Consider the following 16,261-nt stretch of genomic DNA (forward strand, 5'->3'; position numbering starts at 1 on the left):
CCGAGCGCCCGGTCGGTTTAGGACAGACCTGGAACTCGTCCCCCGGGCACCGCCCCTGATTTTTTCAGGGGCGGTGTTCTGATTTTGTAATCCCCTGAAAAACTGTCCGGCATCGTTGCACATCCGGTTTTAGACACCCGAGGCGACATAGGTTTGAGCAAGGCTCCATACCTCAAGCATATGCGCAATCTCTCCCGGGTTGGTCAGAGACAACATCATAGATCAGCGCATGACTGACTACCTGCGCACTGCAAGATGGTGCCTCCGCAATCATCCATCCGGAAAAGGCTCTCAGCCTCGCAATTCTCACACAGCGCGTTCCTCCGCCTTGGAATAGACCCCACTCGCCTCGAAGGGGCTGACTGTGCTAGCTTCAAGAGTGTGTTGAAACACAAAAATCCGGGCCTGAAGAAACAGGCCCGAATCTTAAAATGGAATGGTCCGCTGTGAATACAGGAACCTTCGAGGCAAATCAGAGAAGCTGAATATCCTCGATATTGCGGATATCCAGTTCAATGCTTGTGAAGCTGAACGTATCCGTCAACACACTGCCGTCATTGATGCTGCCCGGTGCCGGTGCATTGGCATCGACGATTGCCAAGTAGGCATCGATTTCGGCCTGAACCTCAACCGCATCAGCACCGTTCAGCGTAATCTCGAGCGTGTCGACACCGCTTTCCCCATCAATAAAATCGCGTTCGCCAGCATCATCGGCTTCGGACCAGACAAACTCGTCCGACCCCGCGCCACCGAGGACTGTATCGGCACCGTCATTGGGGCTGAGGAAGCGGTCATTTCCTGCACCGCCAGACACAAAGTCAGAACCTTGCAAGCCGCGGACGAAGTCATTTCCGACGCCCCCGAACAGAATGTCATCGCCAGTCTGACCAGCCAAGGCGTCGTCGCCGATACCACCCAGAGCGACATCACCCTGACCATCTGCGTTAATGCGGTCGTCACCTTCGCCACCGATCAGCATATCGTTGCCTGACGCACCACGCAGATTGTCGTTTCCGCGGCCGCCATCAATAATATCATTTCCATTCAGTCCGTTGATGATATCCTCGCCACGTGTGCCAAGGATCTGGTCATCACCCCCGGTGCCGTCATAAGTCACACCATTGTCACCCGGCGCCTCAACCAGAACGGTCACATCGGAGTCAGCCGGATCAAGCATGGGCACTTCACCAACCTGAACCTCGACCGTTCTGACGAACCCGACGCTATTGGTAACGGTGTAGTTGAAGAAATCAAACCCATTGAAATCCGCACCTGCCGTGTAGGTCACAGTGCCATCGGCCTCGATCACAACAGAACCAAACCCGCCGTCATTGACCTGCGCCACTGACAAGGTCCCTTCTGACAACTCAATGTCATTGGCCAGAACATCGATATTGACCGAGCCGCCAGGCAGCGGGGCCGCCACTGAATCGCCCGTTCCGCCCGGCAGGATCTCGCTAACCGCGACTGTCATATCATCGAACTGCAGGAATTCGACATTGCGCACCCGGTCCAAACCGTCGACAGAATTGATCATCAACTCGCCGGTGAACAGGTTTACGATCTCGATCGTTGCGTCCGCGTAGTTTCCACCGAAGACGGCGGTGTCAACCTCGCCATCGCCGTTGATATCGTCATCGCCGGCGCCACCGATGAGGGTATCATTTTCCGACCCGCCATTCAGGTCGTCTGCGCCCTCACCACCTTCCAGAAGGTCGTCATAGCTGTCACCGTTCAGGGTATCGTCGCCACCATTGCCGATCAGCGTATCCTCACCCGAGCGTCCGAAGATCGTGTCGCTTCCTTCGCAGCCCACCAGCAGATCGAAACCGCCAACGGGCGAGTTTTCGTCAATCTGACTAGACCCCTCGATCAACCCACAGCGCAGCAGGCCAGCGTCCAGCGTCAGGTTGGATTCCCCTTCAGCCAGCGTGACCACTTGCGTCATTGCATAGTCCGGGTCACCAGCCATGGTTACGGCATCGGAATCCCGCGCATCGTCGCCACCCTGATTAGCCGCGGTAAAGGCAAAGCCTGCCGGCAGAACAAATCCAACTTTGTAATCACCAGCCGCAAGGCCAGTGAACAGGTATTTACCGTCCGCATCAGTGACCTGCTGGTCCAGTACGGTACCATCCGATGCAAGCAGATGTACGGTCACGCCCTCCACGCCCTGCTCAGCACCCGAGAAGAACGGATCAAGGGTCTCGTCGTTGAGGATACCGTCACCAAACGTGTCCAGCCAAACGGTGTCGCCCAGTTCGGCCGTCATCGGGTCGGAGTTGCGAACGCCAGCGTCATTATCACCGGTGTCGGCATTGGAGACGACCTCGATACCTTCAATGAGCGACGACGTGGAATCGCCGATCGCATCGCTGTCAGATGTATCGTCACCGCCGACATTGGCATCCACCAACTCTTTACCAACCAGAACACCGTCAGGATCGGTGAACCTGACCCCATAGGTGCCCGGCTCAAGTCCGGTGAACGCGTAGTTCCCGCTTGCATCCGTCACAGTGGTCGCACCGGTCGGGTTGCCAGCCGCATCCAGCAAGGTGACCAGAACCCCGGCAATGCCTGGTTCGTCCCCGTTGTTGTTATCGATGCTGTCCCCATCCGTGTCACGGAAATAGCGACCCGACAGCGAACCCGGCTCGGGTTTCTCGCAAACACCAAGGTCGATGTCGGTTTCGCTGTCGCCAGTTACAGTAACAACGCCGGACATACCATTCGCATCGACATCCGAGTCGATCGCATCGTTGGAGCCCGCATCCCGAATGGTGAATTCAGTGCCGTCCGGAGCAACACCCATGATCTTGTAATCGCCGACAAGCACATCATCGAAGCGGTAATTGCCATCTGCATCGGTTTGTGTCGTGGCAATAACGTTCCCGTCCAGGTCCAGTAGCTTGATCGTGACACCGGCCTTGGTGGGTTCCGAAACAACTTCAACCTCGTCCTGACCTTCAAGGACAATATTGTCGATGCGGACATACTCGTAGCCGTCGCCCCAGGCCTTGATGGTCAGGTCCTCGCCGTTCTGAATTGCAACGTCTTTGATGATGTAGGTCGAGAAACCGCCGTTGTTCGACCCACCGCCATCGGCATCTCCATCAAGGCGAATTGCCTCGACAAACTCACCTCCGACCTTCAGCTTGATGGTGCTCTGTCCATCATTTTCGTCCTGCACCCGGATTTTCACGTCATAGGTCCCGGATTTACCATCGAAGGTTTTGCAAAGCGCACCTTTACCACCGGGGCAATAGAGCTTTACCAGCTCTCCGCCTGAGGCCTGCGCCCCGCCGACCACCTTGAACCCGCTGCTGTACATGTCTTCGGCTTCGATGGTGTAATCGCAACCCGGGATAACCTTAATTTCGCCATTGATCCCGTCGCAGTCCACGTCACAGAAAACCGTGCCCGAGATCGAACCGGTTTCGACCTTGTCACCGGCACCCAGGCATTTGTAGTCAACCCAGTTGCCTTTGACATTACATGTCCGCACAACGGTCAGTTCCGTTCCGGCTGGGGGTACATCACCGTAGAATGTGAAATAATCGTCGCCTGCCCCGGGTGCGTTGTGGCCTTCGATCTCGATTTCGATCATGTAATAAGTTTGGCCGTCCGACCCTTTCAGGACATGGTAGCTTTCGGCATACATCTGCCCGCCAACAGCTTCACCATCGACATATGCTTTCTGACCGCTGCGATCATTAGCATTTTCGTTACAACGGGTGTCACCCGACAGAGAATAGTCGTCGTCCTTGGTGGACAGGCAGACAGTTGCGCTGCCGGGCATGGTAAATGTGTCGCCACACCCGATACTTGAACCGTTGCCGCCCTGGCCCAGAAGATCGGCTTCGGTCAAAGCCGTCCATTCATATTCCTGATAACTGTAGGTCACAGTTGTTCCCCTTACCTATATACTCGTACTCAAAAAACGCCACCTGCGGTAAGCAGGATGCAGATATCAGGGAACATTCAAAAAACCGATATCTGCCAAAAGGGGCTGCACTAAAATGAGTTCACGCAGCCCCCGACGATCAGATTTTTCCAATCGATATAGTCAATACATTCATGGCAAACAGACTTAATGTGTCACAGGCCAAAAATGCTCGTCCCCCGGTATTCTGTCTTGGTTAAAGTTCCTTGTTTCGGACTTCACGTAATATAAGGAACCAGGTGGCATCATCCGTCAATATTTTCGCCCCAAAATTGACAAGATTTAGTTCAGTGAGCTCAAAGAGCTACAAAATTTGCCAATCTGGGGAAACAATTGTCCAAGATGGGATATTTCGTTTCCGGAGCAGATCGACCGTTTGTGGCACAAATCCACCATTGGGTTTCACGTCATCAGATGTTCGGGAAGTTCTGACCCGGCAGCCCCAAAAACCGTGTTAAAGCTCGTGGCACCTATTGTGGAGAGCGCATATGCAGACATGTCTTCAGGTTCGGTCTCTGACGTTTTTTCACGGCTGCAAGCACGATATCGCGGGCAAAACCGCGCTGCTTGATCTGGGCATCACCGGGCTGGTCCCTGACACGGTACTGGCGCGTCTTGGGCAACCGGAAGGGTTGGCTCAGTTGTCCTTAACCGGTGAAATGCCTGATCTCGCCGGGCCGGACTGGGTGCCGCCGCTGCTGGTCGGAGGACGCAGCCCGTTTGCGCTGGCGGATCTGTCTGCAGCCCTGATCGTGGCTCTGCAACAATGGGCGCGAACGCCAATAGGCCGGGCACAGGTTCTGAATCAGACCTCGGACCGCATTCGGCTGGCGCTGCCATGGCAGCGCCAGCAGCTTGTGCGGGATGCAACTGAGATGATGATCGCATCGCTGTCCGCGCTGGCCTCGGACGAGCCGGACCATCTCGCCGCGCTTCAGCAACGCCTGTCCGGTTTTCTCGAACGGGAGCAATCCGGCGGGGTGGCCCCCAGCACGATGCGCTTTGCCCGGGCCGCTATTGAGCGGGACATGCCGGTCACGGCACTGAACCAGCTTACCGTGCAAATCGGCTGGGGCGCCCATGCACGCAAATTCCGCAGCAGCTTTACCGACCAAACCGGATCGCTGTCCGAAAAGCTGTCGCGTGACAAATTTTTCTGCAATCAACGTCTCGCCCGCGCAGCACTACCTGTGGCCGAACAGCGCTATGTTCGCACGCTGGATCAGGCCCGAGCCGCAGCAGCAGAGCTTGGATGGCCAGTGGTACTGAAACCGGTTGCGCTGGATCAGGGGCGCGGGGTGCATGTCGGGATCACCTCGGACGAAGAGCTGGCTAAAGCCTTTGGTGTAGCAACCGAACTGCAAGACCAGGGGGTTGTGATCGAAGCTCTCATTCCCGGCGACGATCACCGCTTGCTGGTGGTGAACGGCAACATGATGATGGCCGCAAGGCGCATCCCCGGTGGTGTGACAGGAGATGGCAAGCACAGCGTGGACGCGCTGCTGGACCAGCTCAACGCAGATCCCCGGCGCGGCAGCGACATGCGCAGCATGTTGATAAGGGTTCGCGGCGATGACGAAGCATTGGCCTGCCTGACGGATGCCGGGCTGACCCCAGACAGCATCCCCGAAGCGGGGCAATTCGTGCCCCTACGCCGGACGGCAAACATCAGCACCGGCGGCACTGCTGTCGATGTGACCGACAAGGTGCACCCCGACAACCGGATGGCCGCGCTGCGCGCCGCGCGGCTGGTCGGGTTGGACGTCGCGGGGGTGGATTTCATCTGCCCTGACATTTCGGTCAGTTACCGCGAGGGCGGTGGCGCGATCTGCGAGGTCAACGCCCAGCCGGGATTCCGCCCGCACTGGTTGAGCAATCCCGAGCGCGATATCAACGGAGAGGTGCTCGACGCGCTGTTTGCCGGGCGCCCTGCCCGCATCCCGACCGCCGCGATCACCGGCACCAACGGAAAAACCACCACGGCAATGATGCTGCATCACATCTGGCAGAGCGCCGGGAAAACCGCTGGTGTCTGCACCACCGTCGGAACGTGGATCGGCCCCGACAAGATCGACGCGCAAAACCTGAGCGGATTGCCAGGAGCCGAGATGTTGTTTGGCGATCCGGCCGTCGAGGCTGCGGTGCTGGAGATGCCGCGCCTTGGACTAATTCGCTTTGGTCAGGCATGCGATCACTATGATGTGGCGGCGCTGCTGAATGTGCAGGAGGACCATCTGGGGCAGGATGGCGTCGAAACGCTTGAAGATATGGCGCGTCTCAAATCCAGTGTGATCCAGCGGGCTCGGACAGCCGTGGTGGTCAATGCCGAAGACCCCCTGTGCCTGCAGGCACTGCAGACGGTCACCGCGCCACGTCGCATTCTGGTGGCCCAGTCCGCCGAGGCTCCGGCATTGGCCGCGCATCTGGATCAGGGTGGCGACGGTGTCTTTGTCGCCCCGCAGGACGGCACAGACTGGATCGTAATGGCACGCGGGAAACACCGCGTCCCAGTCATGCCGGTCAGGGACATCCCGGCCACGCTGGACGGTCTGCTGCGCTTCAACACGCTGAACGCGATGTTCGCCATTGCCCTGGCGGATGCCCAGGAATTGCCTGGGGATGTGATCCGCCGCGCCCTGTCAGACTTTGAGAGCAGCCGCGACATGAATCCGGGTCGCTATAACATGATCGGCGACCTGCCCTTTTCGGTGCTGGTTGATTACGCCCATAACGATACCGGCGTGACCGAGCTCTGCCGGGTTGTGCGAGAAATGCCTGTATCCGGTCGCCGCCTTCTGGCCGTCCAGATTCTGGGCAACAGCGGGCCCTTCAAGCTTGAAAGCGGTGCCCCTTTCCTGCTGCCTGTCTTTGACCACATTGCAGTGCTGCCTGATCCGGTAAGCCTGCCCAAATACGGTTATTACACAGGCGACAACCCGGAAGAAGAAATGCTGCAGGTCTCGCGGGAGACGCTGATCGCGAACGGAGCGTCCGACGATCAAATCCTTATCGACACCGACACCGATGCGCTGGTCGGGCAGATATTGGACACAGCCCGGCCCGGCGACCTGGTGGTGCTGATGATCAAACCCGGCCTTGCCTTTGGCCATATCGACCGGTTCCGCAAACGAAAGGGTCTGTAGCCTCGGGTCAGTGCGACCGCTCTTCCGGCTGGCCCTTATCGTCAACCAGCAGCGGCGGCATCAGTGTATGATACAGCGTGATGAACTGACTTTGCCGATGGATACCTGTCTTGGCGAATATCCGTTTGAGATAGCTGCGCGCGGTCGAGATGGTCAGGTTGTTTTCCTCGGCTGCGTCCGCAAGGGATTTTCCTGCCAGCAATTGCTTGGCCAAGCGTTTTTCGGCCACAGTCAGCCCCATCGTTTCCAACAACCCGTCGCGTAGTGCACCATCGCCGCTCACATATCTGAACACCACCAGTGCCAATCCTGACGACGCACCCAACGGCAGTACGCTGATGGTTGTCGGCAACCCGCCGGACACGTCGATTTGAACGACAGACAACTTCCCCTCTTCTCCGGTCGCCGCCGCCAACGCGTTATGCAGCATCTTCTGGTTCTGCGGCAGACGTGCGCTCAACCGGCCACCGGCGACACAAAGCTCTTTGCTGTCTTCAAGCCATTGCCTGGATTGCTCGGTCATATACCCGACAACCCCATTGGCGTCTGTTACCACGAAACCAAAGGACAGGCTGTGTAGGATGGTCTCGGGAATACCTCCGCGGCCGGTCTTTTGGCGCTCACGCTGATTGCCGGAATAATCACGGAGAACCTGATCCGCATAGGTCAGGCCGATACGCGCCAGCCGCAGCAAACCGCCTGGAACCACCACCGAAGGCGCATTCACAAACGCCGTTATCGGGACGAAGTCACCGACCCGCTCGCCAACACCGATCAGATAGCGTGTGGATTGCAGCCAGGTTTCCGCCTCGCTTGTCGGCGACGATCGTTGATTGTTTGGACGCAGCGCGGGGTCCGGCTGTTGGCAGGCCAGAAAAGTCGCCAGAGATTTTGATACAAGCTGGATGACATCAGCCTCGCGCAGATCGGCATCAGATCGACCCGGTCCGACCCAACTGTCGACCAGCTTGCGCCTCCGCCAATCCATGATTCCGATACAGGCTGCTCCGACATCAGCCGAAACCGCCAGCCGTGATGCCATTTTCACCCGGCTATCATATTCCTGCACATTACAATCAACTGCAGACATGTCCCCCGACAGCCCCCAAAACCAACTACTGAATAAACTTTCTTCAAAAATGCATGAGCAGAGTAACAAGCGTAGAAAAACCGGGCAAGCAAACAGCCCAATTAGGGCGCATGATAGCCCTATCATCCTTCCCCAAAAGGCAAAATCGGCGGGAATGCGCGCATAAGATCGTGATATATGATTGAGTCACATATCGCCGATACCACTTTAGCGGCAAATTGTGCCCCGCGTCAGCATCCGCCCTTACGCCACATTGATTCTCGCAAGGACGTGTGTTCTAAGTTTCTTAGATAGAAGAACAATAATTACAGGCAGATCTTCCCTGATGAGTGTGATCCGGGCATGCTGAGTTTCCCTGCAGACCGAAGCCGCAGGATAAGATGCGGTTTGGTTGTTGCAGCCTCTTTTATGGCAGTCGCCGCACAGGCGCAGGATACCGAACCGACGGGGCCGGAATTCGTTCCACCGCCAGCACCCAGCCTGAATTTCTATGGATCTCCCGGGTTGATCGACATGCCATCGGCCGAGATGCTTCCCGAAGGCCAGTTCACCACCGGGATTTCGAACTTTGCAGGGCAGACCCGGTTGACGCTGACCTTTCAGGCCACGCCCTGGATGTCTGCCAGCTTTCGTTATTCCGGCATTCAGGATCTGAACCTTTTCGGCTTTTCCACTTACTACGACCGCAGTTTCGATGTGCGTTTCCGCCTGCTGCGAGAGCGAGAGTACCTTCCCGAGATCACATTGGGTCTGCAGGATTTTGCGGGCACCGGCTTTTACTCGGGCGAATATATCGTCGCCACCAAGACCTTCGAGACGCCGGTTCTGGGTACGTCGCTCAAACCCGGACAGCTCAAGCTGACCGCCGGTCTGGGTTGGGGGCGGCTGGGCTCATATGACTCGATCGGTTCTACCGGCGAGCGCCCCGTCTTTGACGGCAGCGACAATGTCGGAGGCGAGCCTTCGGTCGATCAATGGTTCCGTGGGCCGTTCGCACCCTTCGGTGGCATCGAATGGCAGGCCAATGACAAGCTGGCCTTCAAGATGGAATACTCATCAGATGCCTATACGCTGGAAACTGAGACTTCCGACGTGTTCGAGCGCAAGTCCCCGGTCAATTTTGGCGTCGAATATCAGGCCACGCCGCGCACCCGGTTGGGGGCCTATTATCTTTACGGGTCCTCCTTCGGGATCAACGCGCAGATTCAGCTGAACCCGAAATATCCCGTTACCCTGCTGCGCCAACCCGCCCCGCAGCCGGTACTGCTGCGACCCAACCGGGCTCAAAACCCCGAGGCCTGGGATACCAGCTGGGCCCAAAGCCAGGCTTCGGCCCTGACCCTGCGCGACCGGATTGATCCTGTGCTGGCCGAGGACGGATTGATCCTGGAATCTCTGGATGTTTCGGCACACTCGGCCGAGATACGGTTCCGCAACACGCGTTATCTACCTTATGCTGCCGCGATTGGCCGGGCGGCGCGGGCCATGGCGCGCACGATGCCCCCTTCGGTCGAGACATTTCATCTGATCCCCACATCGCGTGAAATGGGCCTGTCGAGCACAACAATCCGCCGGTCGGATCTGGAAGCGCTGGAATTTGACCCGAACGCGGTGGACGCCATGCTGGCGGTGACCGGATTCAGCGACGCGCCAGCTTTGTCCGAAACCACTGTGTTCACCGATATCTACCCCGATTTCAGTTGGTCGCTGGCCCCGTATCTCGAGCCCGCCTACTTCGATCCCGAACGACCGATCCTTATAGATGTCGGGCTGGATCTGGAGGGCTCCTACCGGCCTGCCCCGGGCTGGATCCTCTCGGGCACATTGCGCCAGCGCCTGGCCGGCAATATCGAGGACGGCACCGCATCACCTTCGGAACTGCCCCCGGTACGCACCGATCAGCTGGAATATGCACAATTCGACACCACGATAAACAACCTGTACGCGGCAAAATACTGGCGCCCGGGGCAAAATCTTTACGCTCGGGCAACGGGCGGGTATTTCGAATACGGTTATGGCGGCCTGTCGACAGAGTTGCTGTGGAAACCGGTCAACAGCCAGCTGGGGTTGGGGGCCGAGGTCAACTATGCAATCAAACGCGACTTTGATCAGCTGTTCGGCTTTCAGGACTACCGGATCGTGACCGGGCATGCCTCGGCCTATATGGATTTCAATAACGGATTTCACGGTCAGATTGACGCCGGGCGGTATCTGGCCGGAGATTACGGCGCCACGTTTGGAATTGACCGGGTTTTCAACAATGGCTGGTCCGTTGGTGGGTTCTTTACCCTGACCAATGTGTCATCCGAAGAATTCGGCGAAGGTTCATTCGACAAGGGCATCCGCTTCAGCATGCCACTGAACTGGTTCCTGGGTAGGCCTAACAAACGACGGGTCGGCATGGTCGTGCGTCCGATCCAGCGCGATGGCGGTGCGCGGGTTTATGTGCCCGGGCGGCTTTATGGGCAGGTGCGCGGGGCGCATCGCAAGGCGCTGAGCGACGGATGGCCGAGGTTCTGGCAATGATCTGGCGTGGATTTCTGACTCTGACCCTGCTGATCCTGACCGGGTGTTCCGGCGGCACGGATCAGGTGCCACTGGAACTGGAAGTGATTCAGGCCGGCCGGGACGCGATCAATCAGCGCCGCGCAGGCCCGCCCCCTGAACGTCCGCCCTTGCGTCGGGCCGATTTGGACGGGCTGAACGGATCATTCCTTGAGGCCACTCTCGAACGCACCGATGCTCTGGCCTATCTATACGTTAATGCCAAACGGACAGACCAATATCCGGGCCAGATCGTGGTCTGGCGCAGCGAAGATGACGTCACGCTAGCCACCCGCAACGGGGTGCTGATCGAAACCCGCGGCCTGCGCGGCGATCTGCTGTCCAGCACGGTACAGGTGGCAGGCACCCGCCCCGGCCCGGCCTCGGGCGGAGAACATGTTCAGATGATCCACTCTCTGGACAACCGGCAGGTGCCGCTGGCGTTGGCCTGCGATCTGGTCGATTTGGGGCCGGAAGTCATTGTGATCGTCGAACGCAGGCATCAGACACGGCACATGCAACAACGTTGCCGGGGTGGTGGTGACGCGGTGACGAACGACTATTGGGTGGACGATTCGGCTGGGCTGGTCTGGCAATCCCGGCAATGGGCCGGCCCCCATATCGGCTATCTGCGCTTCCGGCGACTGACGAGATAGGATTAATCCTTCGGCAAGATGCCACATATACGTTAAATTGTTACAGGTTTCGTTGAAAACGGTCTCGTTTTCGACTAGGCTTGCCAAGAACTCCAGCGACAGAGGTTTCTTTGATTATGAAAAAGATAATTGCGATTTTCGCTGTCAGCCTTTTGGGCATGGCCCATGTTGCTGCGGCACAGACCGTTCCCGAAGCGGGGACCGTTACCCAGGGTGCTGTCACGCAAGGCACGACGATTGGTGGCACGACGTTTGGCACGGGAACCATTGCAGCTGCTACTGTACTCGGTATTGCAGCTATCGTGGCAATTTCAGGCGGTGGCGATGGCGACGATGACAACGGCTCGACAACGACAACGACTACTGGCGACTGATCCGCGTCACATCTAATCGCAAGAAAGCCGCCCAGCCATGTAGGGGGGCTTTCTTTTCTGCACGCAGTGCTCCGCAATCCGCTGGCGGGCCTTATTTATGGCAAATTCCCGCCAAGCTTGTGCCTGATATGAGCAGGATAATTCCAAGCTGTGCCGGGCCGATTGCACCAACTGCGCCCTCCGTGCCATCTCCTCGGCAGGCACAGGAGCATTTAAATGTCACAGGCAAACTCACTCGAACGCTTGATGCTGGAGTTGATCAACGAGGAACGCACCTCGCGTGGTCTGAACCCCCTTCAGCTCGAGCTGCGTCTCAACGATGCGGCGGAAGACTACAGCCAGTATATGCTGGACGAGGATTTCTTCTCGCATACCGGGCTGGACGGCTCGCGCCCGGATGACCGGATGGAAGATGCAGGCTTTGTCTTTTCGGGCAGCTGGACCTGGGGTGAAAACCTCGCACTGCGTAGCGAGGGGGGCGCACCGGGGCTGGAAGATGATGTGGCTGCCTTGCACGCGCAGTTGATGAACAGCGACGGCCACCGCGCCAATATCCTGAACCCGAATTTCGAAGTAATCGGCATTGGCATCGAAACCGGTGGTTACGACAACTGGGATGCGGTGATTGTCACCCAGAAATTTGCCCGCACCAGCGCCCCGCTGCAGTTGGATAACGGCAGTGATGGCGGCAGCGACACCACCCCCCCGCCCCCGCAGGACCTGGAGCTTTTTGGCGATGGCAGCGCAAACACGCTGACTGGCAATACCGGTGATGACCTCTTGAACGGCCGCAGCGGCAACGACAGGCTGACCGGCAATGCCGGGCAAGACACGATCTGGGGTGGAACCGGAAATGACACAGTCAGCGGCGGCGACAACAACGACCTGATTGGCGGTGGCAACGGCAACGATAACCTCAACGGTGGCAGCGGCAACGACACGATCTGGGGTGGGGCCGACAACGACAACGTTCATGGCGAAGCCGGCAACGATGAAATCAGTGGCGGCGGCGGCCGGGATCGCCTCTGGGGACAGGACGGCAACGACGAGATTTACGGCGGCGGCGGCAATGACACTGCGGGTGGCGGAGCCGGACAGGATGCAGTTTGGGGCGGCAATGGCAACGACCTGCTTTATGGCGGTTCGGGCAGCGACACTCTGAACGGTGGAGCCGGCACCGATACGCTGCACGGCGGCGGCGGTGACGATACTTTTGTGTTTTCAGCCGGCACCGATCAGATCATCGATTTCAGAGCGGGTGACGTGATCGACCTCAGCGGCGTAACCACGATCTCCAACTACGCCGATCTGCAAGCCAACCACCTGTCCGGCGGGGCCGAGGCGGTGATCAGCGATGGCCTGGGCAATACACTGACACTGCTTGGTGTGGCCGAGGGCACGCTCGATGTCGGAGATTTCATCTTCTGAACCACATAAACCAATTGCGGAATTGCAAAGCCCGGGCCAAACGCCCGGGCTTTTTGCATCTTAATATTCCGCCACCTCAACCAAAGATTGTGGGTGTAGCCAGTGTCATTCTGATGCACCCGGCAAATACATCTTGCGTCTATCCACTAGCGGTGAATAGAAGAAGCTACGCTCATGCTATTGGGTAAAAACAAAAATTTGGGGCACATCGGACCAGGTGCCACCAAATAAGTGAACTTAAGGGGCCATCCACATGACAACCTATACGATTAACGGATTTTCCGTCTATTACGACTATTTTGCCGACGCGGATGTGGGCGTGAAATCGAGCACCACGCTGGAACTGATCGTGGACAACGACACTACCTCATTGAGCTACAGCGTTCTGCCTCTGGCTCCGGGTGATACGGCGCCGGACGATCTCTATTTTGAAATTAATCTGGATGGATACTTTGTCCGCATCGACGGCGAACTGTTTTCGGGTTCCGACTACGAACCCGACACCTCGATCTTTCAGGTGGACTGGATCGATGCGGGTGGCATTTCGCGCGTATCAACCATCCTGATTGTCGAAGATATCGACGCCGATGTACCACCCCACGGACTGGTCGATGCCCAGAACATCTTCTTTCTGGGCGGCGATGCACTGCCCACTTTCAACTCGCTGGCGGACTGGAACGACTTCCTCGCCAATTCCTTGGTGAGTCTTGATATCCCCCCTGCAGCCAGCACGTTTGGCCCGGACAAGGAAATCCCGTTCAGCTCGATCAGCGGCACCAGTATCGAGCACAACGATATCATCGGCGATAACAATGACAACATACTGGAAGGAGGCGCCGGGGATGACGCCATCGGGGGACTGGATGGCGATGACACACTGGACGGCGGTGAAGGCAATGACTTACTGTTCGGCGGTTTCGACAATGACACGCTGGATGGCGGTGAAGGTCATGACCTGCTGGATGGCGGTGAGGGCAATGACCTGCTGGAAGGCGGTGCAGGCAATGATCTGGTGCTCGGCGATTTCGGCAATGACACGCTGTACGGCGGCGAAGGTCATGACGAGTTGGGCGGCGATGGTGGTGATGACCTGCTGTACGGCGGCGATGGCAATGACACGCTGGATGGGTGGAGTGGCTATGACGAGCTGTATGGCGGTGCTGGCAATGACCTGGTGCTCGGCGATTTCGGCAATGACACGCTGTACGGCGGTGAAGGTCATGACACGCTGGTCGGCGATGGTGAAGATGACCAGCTGTATGGCAATTCAGGCAACGACGTACTGGATGGCTGGGATGGTAATGACCTGCTGTACGGCGGCGAGGGCGACGACACGCTGCACGGTGGCGCTGGCCACGACTATCTCAATCCCGGCGACAACAACGGGTTTGACTGGATTTTGCCCGGCACGGGCAATGACATTGTAGATTTCTCGGGTGCGTCGAGCCCTGACAACTTTTCCGAAATCGGCATGTATAGCCTGGAAGCCGGTGTAACGGCCACCCTCAACGCCGCCACCAACAGCGGCAGTATTGACAAGGGCGTGAACGGCACAACCACGATCTACGACCTCAACAATCCACTGACCGCCAGCAATGGCGGCTTCGGACTTTACGCCACCTACTATGACGACACGATCAATTTCACCACCGGACCGGAAGGGTATATCTCAATCGGCGCCCGGGGTGGCGACGACACCATCAATCTAAGCGGCACCGGTGGCACTCATGTGCGCATCGACTCCATCTGGTGGGGTGTCAGCACCGGTGTGACGGCGGATTTACAGACCGGCATCATCTCCAATGACGGGTTTGGCGGACAGGACACGATCAACGGGGTTGAGCTCGTCTCCAGCTTCCGAGCCACGATGCTGGACGACAATGTAATCGGCAGCGACGGGCGCGACCGGATCATCCTGATGGCGGGCAATGACACCGCCGATGGCGGCGACGGGTTCGACCTGCTGCGCTATGACCGGACCGGGGTCGAGGCGGTGAACGTCAATCTGGAAACCGGCATTGCGACCGGCATCTGGCGGGGTGAGGCCTTCACCCACACGATCAGCAATTTCGAAGAGGTGTGGGGCTCGCGTGATCGCGGCGACACCCTCACCGGCAAGAACGACCAGGATAACCTGATCGAAGGTCGGGGTGGCCGGGATACCATCGAGGGCGGTGAAAACGGCAATGACACGCTGGACGGTGGCGACGGTCATGACAGCATCACCGGCCACAGCGGCGATGATGTCCTCTATGGCGGCAACGGCAAGGACGCTCTGAATGGTGGTGTTGGCAACGACATGCTGGACGGTGGTATCGGCATCGACACGCTGCTGGGTGGCAACGGTTCGGACACGCTGGAAGGCGGCGACGCGGCAGACCAGCTGTATGCCGGCTGGGGTGCCGATCTGGTGCTCGGCCAGAACGGAAATGACATTCTGGGCGGCGGTGGCGGGGCCGACACGATCTATGGCGGCGCTGGCAATGACGAGGCTTACGGCGGCCAAGGCGCGGATCTGATGGGCGGTGGAGCTGGCAATGACCTGTTCTTTGCCGGGGCCGGCAACGACGAGGTCTATGGCGGAGCTGACGACGACAATATCGGTGGCGGCGACGGCAATGACGGGTTGTTCGGTGGCAGCGGCAACGACACCGTGTTCGGTGGCGACGGCGACGACAATGCCGGCGGTGGCGCCGGCAATGACGAGGTCTGGGCCGGAGCCGGAAACGACACGTTGTTTGGCGGCACCGGCGATGACACGCTGCTGGGCGGGGCGGACGATGACGACTTCTTTGCCGGGGCCGGCATGGACGTGCTGGACGGTGGCAGCGGCAACGACACGCTGCGCGGTGGCGGGGACAGCGACACGTTTGTCTTCTCGACCGGCACGGACGAGGTGCTCGACTTCAGCGCCGGTGATCTGATCGACCTCAGCGGCGTAGAAGCGATCACCGGGTTCGCCGACCTGCAGGCCGAGCACCTGTCGGGTGGTGCCGAGGCGATCATCAGCGATGGGCTGGGCAACACGCTGACCCTGCTCGGTGTGGCCGAGGGCACGCTCGACGCGGGCGATTTCATCTTCT

General features: G+C 58.4%; 8 protein-coding genes. 6 read left to right on the forward strand and 2 right to left on the reverse strand.

Annotated features, from left to right (window positions below; translation table 11 throughout):
- Window positions 1-472: 472 nt before the first annotated feature.
- On the reverse strand, window positions 473-3,904 hold the full coding sequence (locus ACR0LN_RS20300; protein WP_480432233.1) for an SdrD B-like domain-containing protein: 3,432 nt from the start codon (window positions 3,902-3,904) through the stop codon (window positions 473-475).
- Window positions 3,905-4,431: 527 nt separating this feature from the next.
- Here ACR0LN_RS20300 and ACR0LN_RS20305 point away from each other — a divergent pair.
- Entirely contained in the window at window positions 4,432-7,086 is a 2,655-nt protein-coding gene (locus tag ACR0LN_RS20305; protein ID WP_480432235.1) for a Mur ligase family protein, read from the forward strand.
- Between the two features lie 7 nt (window positions 7,087-7,093).
- On the opposite strand, the gene ACR0LN_RS20310 is transcribed toward ACR0LN_RS20305, so the two are convergent.
- Window positions 7,094-8,176, reverse strand: a complete 1,083-nt coding sequence (locus tag ACR0LN_RS20310; protein WP_480432237.1) for a helix-turn-helix transcriptional regulator — start codon at window positions 8,174-8,176, stop codon at window positions 7,094-7,096.
- A gap of 342 nt (window positions 8,177-8,518) precedes the next feature.
- Here ACR0LN_RS20310 and ACR0LN_RS20315 point away from each other — a divergent pair, with 342 nt between their 5' ends.
- From ACR0LN_RS20315 to ACR0LN_RS20335, 5 genes are all read left to right on the forward strand, one after another.
- On the forward strand, window positions 8,519-10,702 hold the full coding sequence (locus tag ACR0LN_RS20315) for a YjbH domain-containing protein (protein ID WP_480432238.1): 2,184 nt from the start codon (window positions 8,519-8,521) through the stop codon (window positions 10,700-10,702).
- Window positions 10,681-11,376: a YjbF family lipoprotein gene (locus tag ACR0LN_RS20320; protein ID WP_480432240.1), complete on the forward strand. Its 696-nt coding sequence runs from the start codon at window positions 10,681-10,683 to the stop codon at window positions 11,374-11,376. The genes ACR0LN_RS20315 and ACR0LN_RS20320 overlap by 22 nt, the downstream gene beginning before the upstream one ends.
- Before the next feature lie 116 nt (window positions 11,377-11,492).
- A complete protein-coding gene (locus tag ACR0LN_RS20325) occupies window positions 11,493-11,750 on the forward strand; it encodes a hypothetical protein (protein WP_480432243.1) in 258 nt (85 codons plus the stop codon).
- Window positions 11,751-11,966: 216 nt separating this feature from the next.
- Window positions 11,967-13,178: a CAP domain-containing protein gene (locus ACR0LN_RS20330; protein ID WP_480432245.1), complete on the forward strand. Its 1,212-nt coding sequence runs from the start codon at window positions 11,967-11,969 to the stop codon at window positions 13,176-13,178.
- Between the two features lie 253 nt (window positions 13,179-13,431).
- The coding region (locus tag ACR0LN_RS20335) for a calcium-binding protein (RefSeq protein WP_480432247.1) at window positions 13,432-16,261 on the forward strand (2,830 nt) is incomplete at its 3' end.

The sequence above is a fragment of the Ruegeria sp. AA6 genome (assembly GCF_056542865.1).